Consider the following 22,835-nt stretch of genomic DNA (forward strand, 5'->3'; position numbering starts at 1 on the left):
CAGATTGATGGTGCGAGGAAGTCGGATGAACTGTTAGGGCACGGCGGCAGCCAGATCCGCCTTGCTCCAGTACGACCACGCCCAACTGCAATTTTCAACGCAGGACGTCCGGAGCTTGACCTCTCCTGTTCCGGCAGGAATCTTGACATTCGCCGCCTGCGGTCCGCGATCGGATGCCACAGACTTCGGATTCAGACAGCGCGAGAACAGTACCTGCGCGGACTCGCCGACGATCGAGAAGCACACGCCTCGTGAGTTGTTTTCGCCTTGCCAGGCTGAATCGCGCATGCCGAAGCCGATCGTGATCGATGGCGACGAGTCGACGGCCAATGTTAGTTCTGCCGGCGCATGCGCGAACAGACCCTCAACCGACGGCGCCACCATCGGCGGCGTGAGACGATTGGTTTCGATGATTGCCTGCAAGCCGGAACCGGCTGCAACCTTGAACCCAGTTTTCCACGTGTTGTCCGCTCGGCTCAAGATGCCTGTATCGATTTCCGCGAACGTGAAGCCTACGTCCAATTTGTACGCCCATGATTGCCGCCAGCTTGCGATAACGGAGAATGCCACCGGCCGCATCCGGCTGTTGGCGGCCGCGCCACCGTGATACAGCTGCAGGAACATATCCGCAGTCTTGACCGTCGGAATCAGGAAAGCGCCCTCGCGGGCCATGCCGGGAATCAGCCGGTAATCTTCGGGGGGCCCCTCCGCGTAGAACGCCCGTAGCACGATGGATGGCGGCTTCAGGAGTTGCTCGGCAAGCCGGCCCGGCAGGCTGTATTGCACATCGATTTTGACAAACAAGGGCGACGTCGAGGTCGGCACGTCGATGCGCTCGCCGAGTTTAGCCCGGCGCCCAGTAGGAGGACCCAGCAGATCGGGCAAAGGTTGAGATCGCTTGCGCAGCACTAGTAGATCGTTGCTTCGTTCGAACGGCTCGTAACGCTGCAGCAAGAGCGGCCACAGCGCCCCTTCGGCGGAAGCGGGATGGCGGCCGTCGATCGATCCCGGGGCGAAGAACACGAAGTCCGGTGCCTTCGGCGACAGATAGAACTCGCGGTTTCGTTGAATTAGCTGCGGAGTATAGGTGGCATATTCCTGGATCGTCGGCCGCGGACGGTAGTCTAGTTGCGCCGCGATTACCTCGCTTTGCCGCGACGGGATGATGTCCACGGTGCCGCTTAGCATCGGCAATTGTGTGGCCGCATGCAACCGGTCGCTGGCCTCCGCGAATTGCTGCTCTTTCTCGGTCATCCAACCGCGCGGCCCTCGCGCGAAATCGGCGACGCCATCAAGATTCGCAATCGAACGCGCGGCAATACCGACGGGGTTGAGGACGCTCAAAGGCATCTTCTGAACGTACGGCCCGTAGAGATACAGAAAGCTGATGAACAGCGTCACTTCAAACGGATAATACCTCCTCCATATTGCTCCACTCGCCAGAGCTACCGCGGGAACGGCCAGGAACAGCCCGGTCCACGCGATCAGGGAATGGCCGTCGTGGCGGACAAACCCGGCCTTCATCAGGACAAACAGATAGCCGAGCAACAGCAGCAGTTGCGCGATCGCCGTCGCGCGGCCCGGCCCACGAACTTTGATGGCGGGCCAGGCGGCCACTGCGGCGGCTACAACAATGGCGAGGCTGGAGATGACCCACAGCCAGATCGAATCCGGCGCACCGTCGATGCTCATGCCGGCGGAATAGCCTTGCGAAACTTCCAGCGACCCCCGCAGATAGGCCGGCAGATTCGACAGCGGCTGGCCCGCCGCGACGAAGCAGACGACGAGGCACAGCACAAGGAGCGCCGTCTTGTAGGGGATTTCGCGCCGCGCCACCGAAAGGGCATCAACGATCACGAAGGCCGGCAGTGCCAGAACCAGCACGGAAAACTTGGCCATGCCGAATGCGGCGATCACCGTGATCGACGCCAACATGACCACCGACTCCGATCGCCCGCGTGCATAGCGATGGGCCGCCGCGAAGACGAAGAATAGCATCAATCCGTCGCGCAGAAAACGTTCCGCGAGCAGGACGAGCCCAGCGAGGAATAGGCCGAACAGCCAGCGCCATTCCCTGCGATCGAACAACGACGCCAGCAGCTCTTTGAGCTGAATGACGAATACCACCACCCATATGCAATCGAGTACGATGATCGCCGGAGCGAGTTCGTGCGGATACATGCGATGATAGATGCTCGACAGCGGGCCTGCGGTGAAAACGATTTCGGAACCGAAAGCGAAGCCCTTTTCAACGGCGTAGGCAATCGCCGCGACCCAGGAGGCGTCGAGGCCCTCGGTCGGAAAGTCGAACACCGCCGGCCGGATGCTGGCCACGGCGACGAATAGCAGCACGACGAACAGAGAGACGTGTGCAACGCTTGGCCCGACATTGGAAATTTTAGGGCGCTGCCAGTGCATGTTGTTCACGCCTCCGGCGACGTCCCGAAGGTGAAGACCCGGTGCGCGTAATAGCTGGTCAGGACGGGGCTGCCCACCGCGATGGTATGCGCCAGAAGTTCGGCGTGGAAGGTCCAGCCGATGGCCGGAAATATCCAATAGGTCAGCCCGACGCTGACCAGCCAGACCTGCGCCAGCGCAGCCAGGTTGACCAGGAAGAAGCGGCCATACTGGTGCATGACTGAGCGCTCGGAAGGTTCGAACACGAACAGCCGTGACATCGCGAAGGCGAAGGTCAGCGCGATGGGAAACGCCAACACCACCGCGATCTCGAACCGCACCACGTAAGAAAACAGTACACGGCTGCCGATGTTGACGGCCGCGGCCGATGCACCGACGAGGACGAAGCGGGCAAACCTACCGGTCATCTGACGTTCGTATCCACGTTCGCGGGTTCGTGCCGCTTCATTTTTGCGCGATGACGAAGAACTGCTTGCCGAGCAGTTTCCAGGCCAGCGGGATCCGCAGGTACAGCCGGATCAGCCAGTCCGCGGTCGGCGCGGCGTTGTTCATGGTGTAGGGGAGGAAGCGATCAACAACGGTTTCCGGTCTGTAGCCGGCCAGCAGCAGACCCTCGACCAGCGACAGATGCGACAGCGCGAGATAGTGGTCGTAGTAATCCCAGTATTCCTTGTAGGCGTAGCGGATGTTCGGCCCCAGGATCATGAACTTGCCGCCGGGCTTGAGCGTGCGGCGCACCTCCTTGAGCACGGTGTTGCAGGCCGCCTTGTCGGGCAAATGCTCGAGGAAGTTCGACGTGAAGACGCGGTCGAGACTGTTGTCCTGAATATGCGACAGGTCGTAGGCTGGCGTCAGTTTGAACTCGACGTCTGGACCGAGATGCGAAGCCGCGTCGGGATTGAGATCGACGCCGTACTTCTTGGCAGCCTGGATGTTGTTGATGAACTCGCCATAGCCGCAGGCCAAGTCTAGCACGCCGGATTGCGGCGGTACGTGCTGCTGGAAGAACTCGCTGCATAGGATCTTCCAGACGCGCTTGCGCTTTTCCAGTCCGGTGTTGGCGAAGCGCGATTTGTAGATGCTAGCAAGATCGTTCATGGTATTTCCTGACGGCGAAGCATGGCTTCAATTTCAATGTAAGACGCCTGCGGTGGGAGTTGCCGGAGAGGCGCCCGCCTGTTCTGCCATGCGCCGACCGAGCCGGATGCTTTCCGCGATGCCTCGATCTTCGGGGTAGTAGTAGCTCGTGTCGGCGATCTGCAGCCCGGCGATCGGGGTCTGCACTGGCGGCAGCTTGTCAGCAAAATGCGGCTCGCAGATCGGCTGGGCGTGACGCAGCCGGCCCACCTTAGCGTCGAGCAGATCGTCGTTCGCTATCACTGGATTGACTCGCTTGATGTAGCCGAACGCCTCGTCGATGAACTGCTGGTCGGACCACTGCCATTTCGGCTGGGTCACCGGCATGTAATACGGCACGTAGACGATGGCGTCGCCGACGCGGCGCAGGTTGGAGAATTCGATCAGGCCGGGGATCTCGATGTCGTCGGCGACGATGTTGACCCAGAAATGCGGCGTCACGGATTGGCGCAGCTTGAACAGCAGGCAGACCACGCCGATGTTCTTGATCGCGGCATATCTGTCCTGCCAGTCCTGCGGCAGGTCCGGCACCAGGCGATTGACCAGCGGCACGGGGACGGTCGAGATCACCGCGTCGGCCGCGAACTCACGGCCGCCGGCGCGCACCGCAATGACGCGGCCATCCTGCACGATCACCTGCTCGGCCGGCATACCGAGATGGATGCGGCCGCCCTTGCGACGGATTTCGTCGGCAATGGCTTCCACCAGCGTCTCCGAGCCGCCGTCGATGTAACCGAGCTGCTCCTGAAAGATCGACTTGCGGGAGTTGCCGATGCGCTTGATGCGGGTGGCGATCCAGGACGCCGCGACTTCATCTGCGTATTCGTAGAACTTCAGCTCCTGCAGCCGCTTCCACAGCTTGTTGTAGACCGACACGCCGGAGCCGCCCTCGATCCACTTTCGCGAGGTCAGATGTTCGATACGATCGAAATTCTTCGACTTGGTGGTCAGGAACATCTGCAGCCCGGTCCTGATCTTCTCCATCAGGGTCAAATGCGGATAGGTCAGCAGCGAAATGGGATCGCCCCATTTATGCACCTTACCGTGGGTGTAGTACGCCATCGACGTATTGACCCAGCGCATCCGGTCGCCGATGCCGAGCTCGTCCATCAGTTCGAAGGTCGGCGCGTCGGACTTGCAGACGAAATGATAGAAGCGCTCGATCGACACGCCGGAAAAATCGAAATGCGCGGCCATGCCGCCGACCTTGTGGTCGGCTTCGATCAGGTCGACTTCGTGGCCCAGTGTCACCGCGCGCTGCGCGGCGGCAAGACCCATCGGCCCTGCTCCCAACACAACGATGCGACTCATGGCGACAACTCCTAGAAGGAAAGAACGATCTTCGAATGATCGGGATGGAGATAGGTCTCGGACAGTGCCTGGCGTAGCGGCGTGGAAGCAACGCCGAATTCGCCGGGCCAGTCGATCACCGGGAACGTCTCCGGAATCACCAGCGCTTCGAGCTGCCCGGTGGTGAACGGCGGCTTCTTGTCGACGCGGGCATAGACCCACAGCAGCGCCCAGAACAGCGAATAGGGAATATGCACGATTTTGGCGCGCGGCCTGACGATGTCGTGGATCATCGCGATCAGGCCGCCATACGAGATTTTCTCAAGGCCGGAGATGTCGAACGTGCCGGTCTTGCGCTGCTCGATGGCGGCGACGATGATCGAGACGAGATCGCCGACATACAGCGGCTGCCGCGTAAAGTTGCCGTCGGCGGGGATCGGAAACACCGGCGCCTTGTCCATGAAGCGGCGCAGCCAACCGAGGTGCTTGCGGTCGAACCAGCCGAACATCAGCGTCGGCCGCAGCGTCACATGCGGGATCGCGCAGGCATCGAACAGCTTTTCCTGCGCCGTCTTGGTGCGGGTGTAGAAATCATCGGCCGATGAATTCACCACCGACGAGGAGATACCGACCACATAGGGCACGGCATAAGCGTGCGCGGCGGCGAGAATATGCTCGGTCGCCGTAATGTTGTTGGCAACGAACTCGTCGAGGAACAGGCCGCCGATCTGCGCCTGGTTGACCACCACCGTATCCGCGCCGGCAAAGCACTCCGCCCAGGCGCCGGGCACGGCAAGATCGGCCTCGATCATCGTCACGTCGGGATGCGCCTCGCGAAACAGCGCCACATTGGCGGCGTACTTGTCGATGCCGACCAGCTCGAAATCCGGCCTTGCCTTGAGCCGCGCCACCAGGTTCTGGCCGACCAGGCCCGCAGCCCCGGTGATGATGATCTTTCGCATGGCGCTAGAAATTCATCTTGTTGAAGATGGCGGCCGGGATGTTGCGGATGATCGCCATGATCAGCCACCAGCGGCCGGGCGCATAGACCACCGGGCCACCGCTGTCGGCGGCCTTGCGCACCACTGCGGCGACGGCCTCGGGCTTCGCCCACATCGGGCCGCCTTTGGCCATGCCGGCGGTCATGGCGGTGTCGGTCGGGCCAGGCTTGACGATGACAGCGCGCGGGCCGTCGTCTCGGAAGCGGTGGCTGACGCCCTGCACCAGCACGGCAAGGCCGGCCTTGGCGGCGCCGTAGACGTAATTGGAGCGGCGACCACGGTCGCCGGCGACCGAGCCCAGCACCACTAGCGAGCCTTTGCCCTGCCGCTCCAGCAGGTTGGCGACGGCCAGCGTCCAGGCGGCGGCAGAGCGGAAATTGACGTCGATGATGGCCAGCGCCGCCGCTTCGTCGCGGTCGGCGGTCGCCTGGTCACCGAGCACGCCATAGGCCAAAATGACGTGGTCCAGCCCGCCCAGTTTCACGACCATGCCTGCCAGCGTGGCGGCGGCGTCCGGGGCGGTGAAATCGACGTCGAAGATTTCGGTGGCGGCGGCGCCGCGCGCCTTGAGGTCGGCGGCGATGACAGTCAGGCGCTCGGCGTTGCGGCCGGCGAGACCGATGGTGGCGCCCTCGGCCGCGTACAACCGGGCGGTCGCCTGGGCGATGCCGGAACCGGCGCCGAGAATCAGTACACGAAACGGAATTGGCATGGTCATGGGGTCATCCGCCGCCAGAATGTCGACGACATCCCGGGGTCCAGGTGCGTAGTGAAGTGGTCCAGCGCCGGATAGCCAGCCCTGAACATCGCTGGCGGCAACCGGCCGTCCTTGGCCGGGTAAAGACGGCCTCCGGCTTCTCGGACAATCGCGTCGAGTCTGTCAAGCAGCCACAGGGTCGGTCCACCCCTATTGGCAAAATCCAGCGCCAGCGTGGTGCCTTGGCGGGGAAACGACAGCAGGCCGGGCGAAGCCGTGTCGCCAAAGGTCTTCAGCACCGCAAGAAAGGAGCCCTGCCCGGCATCCGCAATGGTCTGCAACATCTCCGCCGTGGCATCGGCGGCGACGGTCGGCGGCACCACACTCTGGTACTGGTAAAAGCCACGTGTGCCATACAACCGGTTCCAGCCGCCAATGGCGTCCAGCGGGTAGAAGAACGGGTCGTAGGATACGGTGGCCTGCCGGGCGCGGCCGGCGAGGCGGAAATAGGCTTCGTTGAAGGCCGCGATGGAGAACCGGTTGAGCAGGAAGCCCGGGGCGTCCAGCGGCACGCTGGGGCCGCCGGGCGGCTTGATCCGGAGTTCGCCGTCGCCGGCATGGCGGGCGCGGGTGAAGATGCCGCGGCCGAACTTGTCGCCCTTGGCCAGGCAGTCGATCCACGACACGGTGTAGTCATGGCTGGCGTCGCTCTCTGCCGACAGCTTGAAGAATTCCCCGAGATTGCCAAACGGGATGGTCTCCACGGCCATGTTCGAACTGGCGAGCGGCACCAGTTGCAAGGCGGCCCGGGTGATAATGCCGGTGAGTCCGAGGCCGCCGATCGTGGCCGCAAATAGGCCGGTGGCGTCGTCATCGGCCACGGTGTGCTCGCTGCCGTCGCTGCGCAGCAGGCTTAGGCTGCGGATCCAGCGTCCAAAGGTGCCGGCGCGGTGGTGGTTCTTGCCGTGCACATCATTGGCGATGGCGCCGCCCAAAGTGACGAATTTGGTGCCGGGGGTGACCGGCAGGAAAAAGCCGGCGGGAATCGCAAGCTTCAGGATCGCCGCGAGGCTGACGCCGGCCTCGGCCTCAAGCAGGCCAGTGGTGCGGTCGAAGCGGATGAACCGATCGAGGCCGGTCATCTCGATCAAGGCGCCGCCGCCATTGATGCAACTGTCGCCATAGGACCGCCGCAACCCGCCGGCGAGCAGGCCGTGCGGCCCGGTGCCCTCACGGACCAGCGCGGCCAGCTCATCCGGAAACGACGGACGCGAGACGCGCATGGCCGTGCGCGGAGTCCGCCCCCAAGGGACGATGTCGGCGCGTGGGACGAAGCCGGTCACAAGGCCAACAGGATGGCGACGGCGACGAAAACGCCGAGCCCGAGGCTGACATTGTCGCGCAATGCGAAGGCGACGGGATCGTCGGTCATCCGGCCGCGGTGCGACAGCACCCAGATGCGGCAGCTGAACAGGAAGATGGCGATCGGCGCCACCCAGAGCCAGGCCGGCGAATGGTAGATCTGCCGAGCGAACACCTCTTCCACGAGATACAGCACCACGATGACGATGGAGGCCATGGCAGCCGCAGTGCCGAATGCCAGCGTCAGGCCTTCGTCGCCGGCCTGATAACCGCGGCCTTCCAGCTTCTGCAAGCCGTGCTCGGCCGCGCGCAAAATCTCGGTATGGCGCTTGGCCAGCGCCAGCGAGAAGAAGAAGAACATCGAAAACGTCAGCAGCCAAGCCGACGGCTCCAGATCCGCCGCCGCAATGCCGATCAGGATGCGGATCGTGAACAGCAGGGCTATGACGAAGGTGTCGAACAGCGGAATTCGCTTCCAGCCGAACGAATAGCCCAGCGTCACCGCCACATAGAACAGCAAGCAAAGCCCCGCGAGAGGCGCGACCAGCAACGCGACGATACAGGCCACCGGCAGCACGGCGCTGACCACCAGCAGGCCATCGCGCACCGGGATCGCGCCGGAGGCAAAGCCGCGGCGGCGCTTCGACCAGTGCTTGCGGTCCGAGGCGAGGTCCGCCATGTCGTTGACGAGGTAAGTTAGCGATGCGACCATGCAGAGCAGCCCGACCATCACCAAAGCGCGCAGCAGCCCCTCCGGCGTGACGTCACGCCAGCCCAACGCCACCGGCACCAGCACGATCATGTTCTTGGCCCACTGGTGCGGGCGCAACGCCTTCAGCCATACCGCGCGGCCATGGGGCTTGTCGCCGAACGCCCGCTCGACCGGCGTCCCGCCGGCCTCGACGGCGTCGACCAGCGACCGGCTCGACGACACCACCACGGCGGCTTTCGCACTGCGCCAGACAGGCAGGTCGGCGGTGCTGTCACCTGCATAGACAAAGCCATCGGGAAACTGCTGCAATAACCGGTCGGCCTTGTTCTGCCCCTTCAGGTTGAGGCCGCCCTCGGTGCCGTTGACCGACCTGAACAGCGGAAACCGGCTGGCGACCTTGAGGGCGATAACCCGGTCGGCGGCCGTGGCAAGATGGATCTCGCGGCCCGCATGGGCCTCCTCCTCGAGATAGGCGAGCAGTTCCTCGCGGACCGGGAAACTGTCCACATCGGGCTCCGCCACCCGTGTCAGCCGCTGCTTGAAGGCGGAAATGCCCCTGCGCAGTTCGAGAACGGCAAGGATCGTCTGCAGGGGCCGGGCGAAAATCCCTACAGTGAAGTACTCGAAGAGCGTATCGACCTTAAGCAAGGTGCCGTCGAGATCAACGACCAGAGGGAGGCTTCTCGCGTCTGTCACTTCTGAACTCAACTGGGGAACGAGCTCTTCATCTCACGCCAAAACCCCGACAGATGCCGTTGAGCTCCGAAAGCGATGGAGAAGCCCAAAGAAATTTATCGGGCTCAGGAGCTTGGGAGTTGGATGTACGGGCAAAACGCAAACCGCGCAACTTCTCCTGTTCCGGATCGCGGTTCCTTCGCCCCTGCGGCCCGCAGTTACCGCAAAAACGGCACCGCTCGTTAAGTCTTTGAGTTTAAAATCAATTTCAGTTCAAGTTGGGCTTGGCATTTGGTGAATTAAAAATTAGAAGTCGTCTACAGTTTTGGCTTGCTGTTTTTCAGGCGCCATTTTTGTGTAGAGCAACAGGCTGAATGACCGCAGAGACAGCAGAAGCGATGGGGACGCGATTGCAAGACCCGCGGCAACCCGTTGAAGTTATCGCTCCGCGCGAGCTTCAAGATCCCACCGCGCCCGACGCGCCGGGGCTCGACTCCGACTATGTCGATCTGCTCAGGCAGGAACTGGAAGAGGCGCAGTCGAAAATCGCCGTGCTGAACAGCGAACTCGACGAAATCCGGCAATCTATTACGTGGCGCGCGACACAACCGCTCCGGGCCTTGTCCGACCTGCTGCCTTTCGGGCTCAGGCAACATGCGCATGGGACCTTTCGAGCCGCCTACCGCACCCTGAGATATCATATTCCGCGCCGAATTCGTTCCATCCTCGGATCCAGCATTCTCAGCTTCCTTTTACCGATGCGAAGGATCGGGGCTCCTGATCGAATTCAACGCGAATACGGCCGCTGGATTCGCAACTTCGATACCCTGTCCGATGTCGACCGCGCGCAGGTTCGCGCCGACGTCGCACGCTTCAAATCCCTTCCCATTATATCGGTAGTGATGCCGGTTTATGAAACGCCGGTGGAGATCCTGCGCGAGGCAATCGACAGCGTTGTCAACCAGCTTTATCCGCACTGGGAGCTGTGCGTCGCGGACGATGCTTCCAAAGCCCCGCACGTCCGAAAGCTACTCGATGCCTATATGCAACAGGATGGCCGCATCAAATGCAGCTTTCGCGAGAGCAACGGACATATATCCGCAGCCAGCAATTCCGCGCTCGCGCTCGCCACCGGCGACTACGTCGCCCTACTTGACCACGATGACGTGCTTTCAGAACATGCCCTCTATATGGTCGTGGAAGCGATACAGCGGCATCCTGACGCCGATGTCTTTTACTCCGATGAAGACAAGCTGAGTGCTGCCGGCAAGCGCAGCGATCCGCATTTCAAGCCGGACTGGAGCCCGGAGCTGTTCTACGGCCAGAACTACCTGAATCATCTGACCGTCTACAAACGCTCGGCGATCGAGCAGACCGGCGGTTTCCGGCTCGGCTTCGAAGGCAGCCAGGACTACGACCTCGCGTTGCGGGTAATCTCCTCGACAAGGCAACCGATCGTTCACATCCCCCATGTGCTGTATCATTGGCGCATTTTCAAAGGCGCCGGGACGATGTCGTCGCAAAATCTTGGCAAAGCAACGAACGCCGCGCGACGCGCCCTCGTCGAGCATTTTGCGGGTCTCGATATCCCGGTCGTGGTCGACGATGTGAACGGCTCGTTTCATCGCGTCGTGCGCCCGAATCCCGCGAACTGGCCGAAAATATCGGTCGTGATTCCGACACGCGATTATCTCGACGTTCTGGAAATCGTGATCGACGGCCTACGGACGAAAACCGATTATCCCGATCTTGAAATCGTGATTGCGGACAATGATAGTACACATCCGGAAACGCTCACCTATCTCGCCAGCTTGAAAGAACAGGGCGTTCGAATCATCGAATGTAAAGGCGCGTTCAACTACTCGGACATTAACAACAAGGCGATCGCCGTTTCGACGGGCGAATTGGCGCTCCTGCTCAACAACGACATCTCCATGCTCGATGCTGGCTGGCTCAAGGAGATGGCGCGCTACTTTATCGATCCGAAGATCGGAATTGTCGGACCGAAACTGCTTTATCCAGACGGAACGCTTCAGCACGCCGGGGTGACCATCGGTCTCGGCGGCGTGGCCGGTCACCGGTGTGTCGGCTATCCCGGAGACGAACCCGGTCGGTTTGGACGGCTGGCACTAGCGCAGGACGTCAGTTGTGTAACCGGCGCCTGCCTGCTCATACGCAGGTCCTTGTTTGACGAAGTTGGCGGCTTGGACGCACACAACCTCCCGGTCGCGTTCAACGACGTAGACCTTTGTCTGCGCGTACAAGAGGCAGGTTATCGAATCATCTGGACACCTTATGCCGTGCTGACGCACCACGAATCCAAATCTCGCGGCTCAGATCTCGCTGGCGAGAAGCTGGTGCGTTTTCAGCGAGAGGTGCAATTCATGCGTACCAAATGGGGAAAACGGCTGGTCTCGGATCCATTCTTCAACCCCAATCTTTCATTGCAAACCATCATTCCCTCGCTTGCCCATCCTCCGCGCGCACAAAGACCGTGGAAACACTGAGTTGAACGAGCGGCGCCGTCCAGGCGTTGCTTCGTCCAACTGCCCGCATGCGCTGCGATCGGCTACCAGCTGCCGTCCGCTTGGCCAAAATCCCTGCTGGAACCTATTTAAACCGGCGTTGACACGATCCTCCGGATAGGGTGTTCCTTTGCCGTTATGAAACGTCGATTGAGACGCCGCAGATGGTTGTAGCGCCCCACAGCGACATCCCGACACAAACGAGCCACCGTTGAAAACTAGCCTAGACACCGATTTTTTTGATCAGACTACCGCGCGCAAACCGCACGGCGCCTCGGTGGTCGCGTGGTCCGATGCGATCGAAGGCCTGTCCCTATGGCGGCTGTGGGTCACACTGGGCTGGAATGACATCCTGCAGCGTTACCGGCGCTCCATTCTTGGACCGTTTTGGCTGACGGCAAGCATGGCGATCATGGTGATCGCACTCGGCGTCCTCTATGCCGAACTATTCAAGATGCCGATCCGCGAATTCCTGCCGTTCATCTGCGTCGGCCTATTGGTGTGGAATCTACTGTCGGGCTTTCTGGCCGAAGCCGGTGTCTTATTCACGGGCTCAGAATCCTACATTAAGCAGATTCGGCTTCCGTACTCGGTCTATGTCTACCGCTCGACCTGGAGCAAATTCGTCATCTTCGCGCATAACTTCGTGATCTATTTTGGGGTTTTACTATATTTCCAGTTCTGGCCTGGCGCGGTGATGCTGCTGGCCATCCCGGGCCTGATCCTGGTGCTGCTCAATGGAGCGCTGGCCAACCTGTGCATCGGCATCATTTCCGCACGGTTTCGCGACGTTCCGCAGGTGGTGACCTCGGTCGTGCAGATCGTGTTTTTCGTCACGCCCATCTTCTGGAAGCCGGAACTACTGCAGAGCCGAGCCTATCTCGCGGATCTCAACCCTTTCTACCACCTCATCGAGATCGTCCGCGCGCCGCTCCTGGGGCAGATGCCGACGGCGAAGCATTATCTGGCGGTGCTCTTGATCACGCTGATCAATCTGGCCGTCGCGAGCGTGTTTTTTACGCGCTATCGCGCGCGCATTGCCTACTGGGTCTGATCATGAATGCGCCTCTATCCGTACCCGTCAAGAATGCCGAGCTGACGCTTCGCAATGTCAACGTCTCCTTTCCGATCTATCACGGCGGTTCGCGGTCGCTGAAGAAGAGCCTGCTGTTTCGTGGCTCCGGCGGACATATGGCGGCCGATGCCAGCCATCGCATCGTCGTGGAGGCCCTGCGAGACGTCTCGCTGCAATTCGTCGCCGGCGACCGCGTCGCCCTGATTGGCTCCAACGGCGCCGGCAAGACTACCTTGCTGCGCGTCATGGCCGGCGTGTACGAACCCGTCACCGGCACAGTCGAAAGCCGCGGGCGGATTTCTCCGATGTTCGACATCGGCCTCGGCATCGACAATGAGATCAGCGGCTACGACAACATACGCCTGCGCGGCATGATCCTTGGCCTGTCGCGCGGCGAGATCGAAGAGCGGATGGCTGACATCGCCGAATTCACAGCGCTCGGCGACTATCTCGATGTTCCCGTACGCACCTACTCGTCCGGCATGATGACCCGGCTGACCTTTGCGGTAGCGACCTGCTTTGCGCCGGAAATCCTGCTGATGGACGAATGGATCATGGCTGGCGACGCCAGCTTCCTAAGCAAGGCGCAGCATCGCGTGCAATCCTTCGTGGAAAAAGCCAGTATCATGGTACTAGCTTCACACAGCATCGAGACCTGCCGGAAGTTTTGCAACCAAGGCATCTGGATGGACCAAGGCCAGATCAAGGCGTCCGGCCCCATCGATGAAGTGCTCGACGCCTATGCGGCCGAGACCGGAGCAGCTTAAGCTTCTTGGAGAGAGCAGCGCGATGGATCGTCTCAGGGACGTCGTTCGCGCGGGGCGCCGGCTATATCTGCCGGTCCAGGACTGGGCGATCGGCCTGTTCGGCAAGGTCGCCCGGCGCGGAAACTACATCAAGCAACGCATCGAAGGCGACGACCCGCTGCGCGACGCCTCGCGCGCGGCGATCTATGTACACTTCGACAGAGACGGAATCGTCCACGACTACGTCGTGCACCAGCTATGCGAACTCGTCGGTGCGGGTTATCGCGTCACCTTCGTATCCAACGCGCCGCAGCTCCCCGTCGAAAGCCGCGCGCGCGTGCAGCCGCTCTGCAAGGAGCTGATCTGGCGCTTCAATACCGGCTACGACTTCGGCGCCTACAAGGATGGCATCGCATCGATCGCCGAGCTCAAGCGAATCGACAGCCTGGTTCTGATGAACGACAGCGTTTACGGGCCGTTCTGGAATCTGCGCGACGTACTTGCCGGGGTGGATCGCTCGGCCGTCGATTTCTGGGGCATAGCCGACAGCTTTGAAAACAAGTATCATATCCAGACGTTTTTCATGATGTTCATGCCGAACGCGCTGCGATCGACCGCCTTCAAACGTTTCTGGACAAGCCTGCTCTATATCGATCACAGGATGTGGGTAATCCGTAACGCTGAGGTCAAACTCACGCAGGTTCTGCAGGAGGCGCGGCTCAAGACCGGTGTGCTCGCACCTTACGGCGCCGTCGCAGCCACCGCTAGGGAACGGCTGGCGCGCCATGCTCCTCCGGGATTCGAGCGCGGCGCCTTCGAGCGGTTTCGCGCGCAGGTCATGAACGACGGCGTCGTCAATCCCACGCATTTTTTTTGGGACGTGCTCATCACCGACTACGCCTGCCCGTTCATCAAGCGCGATCTGCTGACCACGAATCCGAACGGCGTGCCGGGGACCTCCCGCTGGCCACAGCTAATCGCCGCGCGGAGCGGTTACGACGTCGGCATGATCGCCCGCCACCTGAAACGATGACGGTCAACAATGTTGCATTGGTCCGCCGGGGTTGAAGCGGTTGTCTCGGACGCGGCGCGGCATTCTTGTCCCGTTCCGCAGATCCGGCACGCTCTTGAACGCGGGAGTTTTGCGGTCCCGGCTCCCCGGTCCACTACGCTACCAAGAGCGCGCGCACTGCACTACGTCCGCGACACGAATCCAACGGGCTCAATCTGCGCTAGATTTTGCCGAACAGCGCGCCGACCGACAGCCCGATATTTTCCACCAGGCTTTGCCGGTACACGCCGGACTTCCAGATCAGCCACAGCCGCATCGGCCAGGCGACATGACGGGCCTTCGCGAAGAGATCGACCACGCCAGCATTTTCCGGGGTTAGCGCATCGCGCATCCGATCGAGAACGCGTAGATTGACCTCGTTCCACGACACCACACGGCCATTGGCAAAGGCCGTCAGGCGCACCATGCGCGCGCGCCAGCCGATGTTGGCGCCGACAATGTTCTGGCTGTGCTGGCGGTACCTCAGACTTGGCCATGGATCGTAATATGCGTCGCCGCCGATGCCGGTCACGACCTGATAGGTCCACCAGTCGTGGGAGACCAGCTCGGCATCGGTCGGCGTGGCCAGCAAAGCTGCCCGCGCACTGCGGTTGAACACCATGGTGTTGCCGCCGCCGATGTTCTGTACCAGTGCGTTGCGGAACAGCGGGGCGCGTGTAAACAGCGGCGAAAAGCCGGCCGGCATGCCGTCGCCATGCATCAGTTCGGTGCGCGTGAAATACAGCGCTGGCGATTCCGCCCGCACATTGAACCAGTCCACGGCCCTGGCGAGCTTCTCGGGAAACCAGATGTCATCCTGATCGCTATAGGCGAACAAATCACCATTGATCGCCTCGCTGCGTACCAGCATCACGAAATTCTGCCAGAATCCCTTTTGCGGTCCAGGCACAATCATGACCGGCTGCGGAACACTGCTGGCGAAGCGTTGGATGATCTCGACAGTGTCATCGGTCGAACCGTCGTCTGATACCAGCAACGCCCAATTGCCGTAGGTCTGCGCGCGGAACGAATCGAGCTGCGGTTGCAGGAATTCCGCACCGTTCCGGGTGGCGAGTAAAATGATGACTGTTGGATCTTGGGAAGGCAATGCGAAATCCTGATGGAAGTGGAGGGCGGCGATCGATCGGCGGTGTCTAGACCATTTTCCGGCCGCAGGAAATCCGCGCGTAACGAGCCCCGGACGGTGTCATGAACGTGAAGTCGGGACGAAAGCCTCGCGGCGCCCAACCGAAATCGATCGCCGCAGGTGCGGCGTCGAACACCATGTCCTTCGACATGCGAGTGCCCATTGCCACATTAGCATGAGGGAAAAATGGCTTTGTGAGAGCGAAGGCCAACCGCCAGATAACCGGTGGCGCCGATACGATCCGACGCGGCTTGCCTAGGGCATCGAATATCCGCCCGACCATTTCGCGATAGCTGAGGATTTCACCGCCTGGCATCGCATATGTCTTATTCACCGCCGCGATGCTCCGCGCGGCTGCAATCGCACCGATCGCCAAATCTTCTGCATGGACAGGCTGTCGCCTTCCCTCCCCGTTGCCCATCAAGGGCAGGAGGCCGAAGCGCTGGATCAGCCGCGCCAGTCTCGATACGTTACCATCCCTGCCTTCGGCATAGATCACGGTGGGGCGTAGGATCGTCCAGCCGATGCCAAGCCGCTCACAGGTCGCGATCAGCCGCCGCTCGCCATCGGCGAGCCGCTGCAGCAGTTCGCGCTCGGCAAGGATTTCGGATTCGATCTTGGTGGCGATGCTGGTCGAGGTAAAGGCGACGACGCGTTTCAGCGACGGCGTCAGGAGATAAGGCAACGCGTCGGCCAAGAGGCCGATCTCCGCAGTGCAGTAAACGATATCGACCTCAGCCGCCTTCAAATCCTGCGGCATACTCAAGTCACCCTGGATCCACAGAACGCCGGGGCTGTGGCGCAGCGAGCGCGACAGTGCAAAGGGCGTGTGGCCGGCCTCGACCAGTTGCGCGACAATATAGCCCCCCACGATTCCCGTGGCACCAACGACTATGCTTTGCATCTTGATTTCCAGGCTGACCGTCAGGCGCGCTTGAGCACGGCGGAAAACTCCAGGTGCCAGGCGATGTCCGCAACATATCGGTAACCTGCAGCGGTGATATTTTCAATTCGACGAGCCGCGCAACCAGATCGCTGAATGTCTCCGGCGTAAACTGCCACCCGTGGACATCGATGTACTTGCCTTGGCCCGACTCGAACTCGTTCGCCGCCTCGACGAGCTTCTGCGGATGGCCGACATACAGCGGCGTTCCGTGATCTCGGGCCCAATGCCTTGCCGCACCGTGGTGGCTGATGTGGGCGCGATGCTCGATAACCTTTTGCCGGGTATGTACTTTTCGCTCTTCCCACCACGATTCGATTCCAGCACCTCGTCGAGCGTGGAAACCGGAATGAAGTGATCGAAACAGTACCGCTTGTCGGGCACGACCACCAACATGGCGACCGTCCGGCTTCAGCAACTTCTCGATCTGCTGAAGATACCGGACTAGAACATAAGAAGAACAACAGTCGAGTCCGCAAAGGTTGAATTTTCGGAATAGCTTTCGACTGTCGAGGTTGTTTGGAGGCTGCGGGCCAGGGCGAAATTCGCTTTTAGCTCGCATGTGCTGCGCCGCAGAATAGCCACGACCGTCAGTCGAGATAGGCGAAACACTTTCCGGACTCCTGTGAATTCAACGCAATTGCTGCGCTAATAATCCGGATGAAGTTAGCTGGGATTTGCGCGGCATCCGCGCGGGGGCATTTCAAACGTGGCGTCTGTACTTCAGTTGATATCATCACTCACCGTTGGTGGCGCCGAACGGCTGCTGATCAACTTTGCGGCTAGTTGCAAACGAGGTGCGGGCGTGCCGCAGGTATTTGTCGTCATCAACGATAGGCTCAATCCCGATCTCGCCGCCGAACTCTCCGCGACAGGTCATCCGGTCTACTTCCTCAAGCGTCCACCCGGGAACCGCAATCCACGTGTCATTCTAAGTTTACTCAACATCATCCGCCGTCACGACATTCGTATCATCCATGCGCATGACAGCGGCGCCAAGCACTTCGCCATGTTGAGTAAACTGTATCGTCCGATGAGCGTCGGCTACACGATTCACAATACCGGCCTCGTCAACGCGTGGGACCGCGTAAAGCTTCGGCTGCATCAGCGGTTCGTCGATTGGAACATCGCGATCTCTGCCGCGGTCGAGCGTGAATGTGAATCTGTCAAACTGAAGCGCCTGTTCAAGGTGCATAACGGCATACCGCTCGCGACATTCGATAAAGTGGCGCGGCAACGTCGCCTCGGACCGGCTCTGCGTCTGATCAATGTCGCCCGCATCTATCCCAAGCAGAAGGGCCAGGACATCCTGATCAAGGCGGTCAGCCTCTGCGTCGCGCGCGGGCTCGACATTCGCTGCGATTTCGTCGGCAGCCCACCGGAGGGCGACGAGTCGACCCTCCTGAGTTTGAAGGCGCAGGCGATCGCCGAGAACGTCGCCGATCGCGTTCGCTTCCTGTGCGGGCGCACCGATGTGCGCCGTCCGCTGGACGAGGCTGATATTTTCGTCCTGCCATCGCGTTTCGAAGGTTTCGGACTGGTGCTGCTCGAAGCCATGGCGGTCGGCCTGCCTGTCATCGCCGCGGATGTCGATGGCCCGGCCGAACTGCTGGTGGACGGCTCGAACGGTATCAAATTCAAGGTCGGATCCGCTGAGGATCTTGCCGACAAGATCGCGGCGCTCGCGGCGCAGCCTGAGCTTGCTGCGAAGATCGCAAGGACGGCGAAGGATTTCGTCACCGAATTCGATATCGCAAATATGCGCGACCAATATTTCGGCATCTACGGGCAGATGATGAAGGCAAGCTAGCCTCGTCCTGAAGTAAGGCGTAATCCCTCAAAACGGCCTACCGCGGAAGATACTAGCGGAATATTGATAGTCGCTTTGCACACATTTCCCCGGAAGTTTACCGGATCGGCGGTTATCGCCTTCGCGGCGGACAACTGTGCAGCCCGCCTGTCGTTGGCGTATGAACGCCAGTTGAGTTGATTGAATAATATCAAGCAACAAAATGCTAAGGTTATAGCTGATGTCAGTTTTGGTGTTGTCCTCATTCCCAGCAGAGCGAGCGGTACGAGTGCACAGACCGAGAATATCGCGTACCGGTGGGCTGGGCCTATGTAGCCGTCGCTTCTTCCCATCGCCATGAGAAATGCAGCGGAGAAACCGAAGAGTGAGACGCTAAGCAGTGCAAGAGCGTCCACGTCGTGATTACATAGGGCTCGCCAAAGCAAAGCGATAAAGGCGACCACAGCAGCGGAGCCAAGGAACCAAGTCTGGATTGTAAGACGCGCATTCAATGGGACATCTTGAGACGAACCAAGTCCATCAGCGGGTCGACGATGACGTTAAGAAACACGGTCGCTGTATGAACGGGACTTAGCAAAAAAACCTAAGTCACACGCCGTCAAAACAAATGGAAATAGGCTTCCGCGCCAACAAATAAGAACCACGCAAGGCGCAGGCTCATCTACACCTCATTTATACTTTGTTTACCACCTGGGGACAGCTTGCATACTGGCCCGACGAGGTCGAATGCGGGTGACTACAGGTGGGCCACCCTCGCGAGGGGAAGAAAATGGTCAATCTGACGCGAACTGGAAAGCTATTTTCGACGCACCCAAACTCCGAACCAGACGCGCCAGAGTGGTACGCCACCGTCGGATCTGATTTTCAAGTCGAGTTCTCTGCGTCGAATGCCCAGCCAATCGGCATGTTGCATCCGCAGGGGACTCCGATATACGATCCGTTTCCCCTGGCTGCAGATATTTTGTCTATTCAGGGCGAAAGACCGGACGCGCACGACAAGATGCGCGATGCTGCTTCATCCTCCGATAACGTAAGCGGAAACGAATCTGGCGTGAACGCCGCATTGATCCAGGCCCCGATCCCTACCCTCGCCAACTACCTCGTCAACGGCTTCTGGCAATACAACAATACGATCGCCCATCACTGGGGCGCCACCACCATCACCTACAATATCAACGCGCTGACCACCGCCGAACGCTTCCTCGCGCAGTCCGCGCTGAATGCCTGGCACGAAGTCACCAATTTGACCTTCGTCCAGACCACCGGCGCCGCCAATATCACCTATACCCACAACGGCACGATGACCGCCTACGAAACCGACCAATATACCGGGTCGGGCATCATCGTCTCCGCGACCATCAACATCAGCGCGGACTGGATCACCACCGACGGCGGGTCGTACGACGGCAAGACCGGCATCGACAGCTACGGATACCAGACCTACATCCATGAAACCGGACATGCGCTGGGTCTCGGCCACCAGGGTGCCTATAACGGCAGCGCCAGCTATGCCACCAACGCCCTGTTCGCCAACGACACCTGGCAATATTCTATCATGTCGTATTTCTCCCAGCCCAACTTCAGCGGCGGCTCCTACCGTTATGTCGTCACCCCGCAGATGGCCGACATCTATGCGGTCGGGTCAATCTACGGCGCCGCGACGACGCGCACCGGCGATACCGTCTACGGCTTCAACAACACGGCCGGTGCGATATTCGATTTTTCCGCTTACACCCGGGCGCCGGCGCTGACCTTGTACGACAGCGGCGGATTCGACACGCTGGATTGCTCCGGCTATTCCGCGGCGCAGACGATCGACCTGCGCGCCAGCACCTTTTCCTCGGTGGGAGGCCTGGCCAACAATATCGGCATTGCGATCGGCACCACCATCGAGCGCGCGATCGGAGGCAGCGGCAATGATACACTCATCGCCAATGATTTCGGCTGCACACTGGTCGGCGGAAGCGGCAACGATTCCCTGATCGGCGGAAACGGCAACGACATCCTGGAAGGCGGCATCGGACGTGACGTGATGACCGGTGGCGGCGGCGCGGATGTCTTCCGCTTCGCCCCGCTGACCAGTTCGCCGGCATTGCTGCAGCACGACCTGATCACCGATTTCACCGCGGGATATGACCGCATCGATCTGGCCGGCATCGATGCCCAGAGCGGCACTGCCGGCATTGACGCCTTCACGTTCATGGGCGCATCGGCGTTTGGCGGGATGGCCGGGCAACTCGGCTATTTCTTCGACATTGCCCGCGGTGTCACCGTGCTGCAGGGTGACGTCAACGGCGACCGTATCGCCGATTTCGCCATCGACATCGCGGGCAGCATTTCGCTGACAGTATCCGACCTACTGGGCGTGGCGTATATCACGACGGTGCTCGAAGCCAACGGATCGACCAGCCTGACCCAGATGGCGGGCCAGTACTACGCCACCAGCGGCGGCACAGGCCCGGCGCTGAACATCGCCGGCGTCAGCGTTGTCGCAGGACAGACCAACAACTGGACGCCGATCGCCGTCGAAGCGATCTCGGGCGGCTACGAAGTCGCATGGAAGCTCGCCGGCGCGGACCAGTACATCGTCTGGGCGGCCGACGCCAACGGCACCCTCACCTCCTTCAAGACCAGCGGCGTGGTGTCCGGCTTCGACTATCAATTCGAAACGCTGGAGGCGAGCTTCAATCAGGATCTTAACGGCGACGGCACGATCGGACCGATCACCGCCGTGATCGAATCCGATGGCGCGACCAGCCTGACCCAGATCGCCAATAACTACTTTGCCACCAGCGGCGGCTCCGGCCCGGCGCTCAACATCGCCGGCGTCAACGTCATCGCCGGCACCAATGGCTGGACGCCGATCGCGGCCGAGGCGATTTCCGGCGGATACGAAGTCGCATGGAAGCTGACCGGCGCCGATCAGTACATTGTTTGGGCGGCCAACAGCACCGGCACGCTCACCTCTTTCAAGACCGATGGCGTGGTGTCCGGCGCCGCCTATCAGCTGCAGGCGCTCGAAACGAGCTTTCACCAGGACCTCAACGGCGACGGCAGCATCGGACCGATCACCACCGTGATCGAATCCGATGGCGCGACCAGTCTGACGCAGATCGGAAACCAGTACTTTGGTACCACCGGAGGCTGCGGCCCAGCGCTCAACATCGCCGGGGCCAGCGTCATCGCCGGCACCAACAACTGGACGCCGATCGGCGCCGAAGCCATCTCCGGTGGATATGAAGTCGCGTGGAAGCTGACCGGCGCCGACCAGTACATCGTCTGGGCGGCCGACGCCAACGGCACCCTCACCTCCTTCAAGACCAGCGGCGTGGTGTCCGGCTTCGACTATCAACTCGAATCGCTGGAGGCGAGCTTCCATCAGGATCTCAACGGCGACGGCACCATCGGCGCGGTCGCCACCGTGATCGAATCCTATGGCGCGACCAGCCTCGCCCAGATCGCCAACAACTACTTTACCAGCGGGGGCTCCAGCCCGGCCCTCAACATCGCTGGCGTCAATGTCATCGCCGGCACCAATGGCTGGACGCCGATCGCGGCCGAGGCGATCTCCGGCGGATACGAAGTCGCGTGGAAACTGACCGGCGCCGATCAGTACATTGTGTGGTCCGCTGACACACACGGAACATTGGTCTCGTTCAAGACAAATGGCGTGGTGTCCGGCTCAGATCCTCAGCTTAAATCACTTGAGACCAGTTTCCATCAGGACCTCAATGGCGACGCGGGGATTGGGATGGCCCAGACTCCGATCGGACGCATTGGGAACGACTCGTTTGTTTTCAAAGCGGGTCTTCAAGCAGAGATCGACTCCACTCTCAATGAACATAACGTCAACCATTTTGTTGAATCCGAGGTTTTAGGCGGCTTAGCGCCTCTCGGCACGTCGGCTAACAACATCCTGCAATCGGCCATCACCGCTGGGGCGGAAAACGATGTGCTCGATCTTCATGGCTTCGTATCCCATCAGCCGGTCTATGGAGATGATGCGCTGTTTTTATGAGGTTGGTTCTTTTCGCGCTGGGCGGCATCGCGGAGCGTCACGGTCCCGTACCATCCGGCTTCGGCTCCTACATCCGTGTCATCCTCAGTCACGCCGTCGAACTGGCATCGATATATCTGTAGCGACATCGAGGAATGCAAACGACGCTTCAAGGTAGTCTGGTCCGGCGTGCGCGCGGGGCTGTCCGATGACGCGATCGAAGCCGCCCGGCGGGCCGAGGAGAGCCGG

18 protein-coding genes are annotated in these 22,835 nt (G+C 60.8%); 8 read left to right on the forward strand and 10 right to left on the reverse strand.

Annotation, left to right across the window (positions count from 1 at the left end; all coding sequences use genetic code 11):
* Positions 1 to 33 precede the first annotated feature (33 nt).
* Genes BLW80_RS23425 through BLW80_RS23460 form a run of 8 tightly spaced genes read right to left on the reverse strand, consistent with a single transcriptional unit; the run spans position 34 to position 9,313 of the window.
* A complete protein-coding gene (locus tag BLW80_RS23425; RefSeq protein ID WP_093760190.1) occupies positions 34 to 2,427 on the reverse strand; it encodes a hypothetical protein in 2,394 nt (797 codons plus the stop codon).
* The gene (locus tag BLW80_RS23430) at positions 2,424 to 2,825 is read right to left on the reverse strand and encodes a GtrA family protein (protein WP_093760192.1); all 402 of its coding nucleotides are present in this window, start codon (positions 2,823 to 2,825) and stop codon (positions 2,424 to 2,426) included. Before BLW80_RS23430 ends, BLW80_RS23425 begins: the two co-directional genes overlap by 4 nt.
* Before the next feature lie 37 nt (positions 2,826 to 2,862).
* Positions 2,863 to 3,516: a class I SAM-dependent methyltransferase gene (locus tag BLW80_RS23435; RefSeq protein ID WP_093760194.1), complete on the reverse strand. Its 654-nt coding sequence runs from the start codon at positions 3,514 to 3,516 to the stop codon at positions 2,863 to 2,865.
* A gap of 33 nt (positions 3,517 to 3,549) precedes the next feature.
* Complete coding sequence (locus BLW80_RS23440; protein ID WP_093760196.1) at positions 3,550 to 4,866, reverse strand: NAD(P)/FAD-dependent oxidoreductase; 1,317 nt, start codon at positions 4,864 to 4,866, stop codon at positions 3,550 to 3,552.
* Between the two features lie 11 nt (positions 4,867 to 4,877).
* The gene (locus BLW80_RS23445) at positions 4,878 to 5,807 is read right to left on the reverse strand and encodes an NAD-dependent epimerase/dehydratase family protein (protein ID WP_093760198.1); all 930 of its coding nucleotides are present in this window, start codon (positions 5,805 to 5,807) and stop codon (positions 4,878 to 4,880) included.
* Between the two features lie 4 nt (positions 5,808 to 5,811).
* On the reverse strand, positions 5,812 to 6,564 hold the full coding sequence (locus BLW80_RS23450; protein WP_244528431.1) for an SDR family NAD(P)-dependent oxidoreductase: 753 nt from the start codon (positions 6,562 to 6,564) through the stop codon (positions 5,812 to 5,814).
* On the reverse strand, positions 6,561 to 7,826 hold the full coding sequence (locus tag BLW80_RS23455) for an FAD-binding oxidoreductase (protein ID WP_093760200.1): 1,266 nt from the start codon (positions 7,824 to 7,826) through the stop codon (positions 6,561 to 6,563). Before BLW80_RS23455 ends, BLW80_RS23450 begins: the two co-directional genes overlap by 4 nt.
* 56 nt (positions 7,827 to 7,882) lie before the next feature.
* On the reverse strand, positions 7,883 to 9,313 hold the full coding sequence (locus tag BLW80_RS23460; RefSeq protein WP_170849778.1) for a UbiA family prenyltransferase: 1,431 nt from the start codon (positions 9,311 to 9,313) through the stop codon (positions 7,883 to 7,885).
* Positions 9,314 to 9,666: 353 nt separating this feature from the next.
* On the opposite strand from BLW80_RS23460, the gene BLW80_RS23465 reads away from it, so the two are divergent.
* The 4 genes from BLW80_RS23465 to BLW80_RS23480 all read left to right on the forward strand — a co-directional run bounded on the left by BLW80_RS23465 (position 9,667) and on the right by BLW80_RS23480 (position 14,671).
* Entirely contained in the window at positions 9,667 to 11,799 is a 2,133-nt protein-coding gene (locus BLW80_RS23465) for a glycosyltransferase (protein ID WP_210185347.1), read from the forward strand.
* A 229-nt stretch (positions 11,800 to 12,028) separates the two neighbouring features.
* Positions 12,029 to 12,871: an ABC transporter permease gene (locus BLW80_RS23470; RefSeq protein WP_093760204.1), complete on the forward strand. Its 843-nt coding sequence runs from the start codon at positions 12,029 to 12,031 to the stop codon at positions 12,869 to 12,871.
* Positions 12,872 to 12,873: 2 nt separating this feature from the next.
* Positions 12,874 to 13,659, forward strand: a complete 786-nt coding sequence (locus tag BLW80_RS23475) for an ABC transporter ATP-binding protein (protein ID WP_093760206.1) — start codon at positions 12,874 to 12,876, stop codon at positions 13,657 to 13,659.
* 22 nt (positions 13,660 to 13,681) lie between these two features.
* A complete protein-coding gene (locus tag BLW80_RS23480; protein ID WP_170849779.1) occupies positions 13,682 to 14,671 on the forward strand; it encodes a rhamnan synthesis F family protein in 990 nt (329 codons plus the stop codon).
* A gap of 199 nt (positions 14,672 to 14,870) precedes the next feature.
* On the opposite strand, the gene BLW80_RS23485 is transcribed toward BLW80_RS23480, so the two are convergent.
* Both BLW80_RS23485 and BLW80_RS23490 read right to left on the reverse strand, forming a co-directional pair.
* Entirely contained in the window at positions 14,871 to 15,797 is a 927-nt protein-coding gene (locus tag BLW80_RS23485; RefSeq protein WP_093760210.1) for a glycosyltransferase family 2 protein, read from the reverse strand.
* 46 nt (positions 15,798 to 15,843) lie between these two features.
* Positions 15,844 to 16,740, reverse strand: coding sequence for an SDR family oxidoreductase (locus BLW80_RS23490; protein WP_093760212.1), 897 nt, complete (start codon positions 16,738 to 16,740; stop codon positions 15,844 to 15,846).
* Positions 16,741 to 16,900: 160 nt separating this feature from the next.
* Here BLW80_RS23490 and BLW80_RS23495 point away from each other — a divergent pair, with 160 nt between their 5' ends.
* From BLW80_RS23495 to BLW80_RS30945, 4 genes are all read left to right on the forward strand, one after another.
* Complete coding sequence (locus BLW80_RS23495; RefSeq protein ID WP_093760214.1) at positions 16,901 to 17,137, forward strand: hypothetical protein; 237 nt, start codon at positions 16,901 to 16,903, stop codon at positions 17,135 to 17,137.
* A gap of 351 nt (positions 17,138 to 17,488) precedes the next feature.
* Positions 17,489 to 18,589 carry a glycosyltransferase family 4 protein gene (locus tag BLW80_RS23500; RefSeq protein ID WP_093760216.1) on the forward strand — a complete coding sequence of 367 codons (1,101 nt, stop codon included), beginning with the start codon at positions 17,489 to 17,491 and terminating at the stop codon, positions 18,587 to 18,589.
* Positions 18,590 to 19,358: 769 nt separating this feature from the next.
* Positions 19,359 to 22,607, forward strand: coding sequence for a M10 family metallopeptidase C-terminal domain-containing protein (locus BLW80_RS23505; RefSeq protein ID WP_093760218.1), 3,249 nt, complete (start codon positions 19,359 to 19,361; stop codon positions 22,605 to 22,607).
* The gene (locus tag BLW80_RS30945; protein ID WP_283805523.1) at positions 22,604 to 22,729 is read left to right on the forward strand and encodes a hypothetical protein; all 126 of its coding nucleotides are present in this window, start codon (positions 22,604 to 22,606) and stop codon (positions 22,727 to 22,729) included. Before BLW80_RS23505 ends, BLW80_RS30945 begins: the two co-directional genes overlap by 4 nt.
* Positions 22,730 to 22,835: the final 106 nt, after the last annotated feature.

This window comes from Tardiphaga sp. OK245, from assembly GCF_900108575.1.
GTDB lineage: Bacteria > Pseudomonadota > Alphaproteobacteria > Rhizobiales > Xanthobacteraceae > Tardiphaga > Tardiphaga robiniae.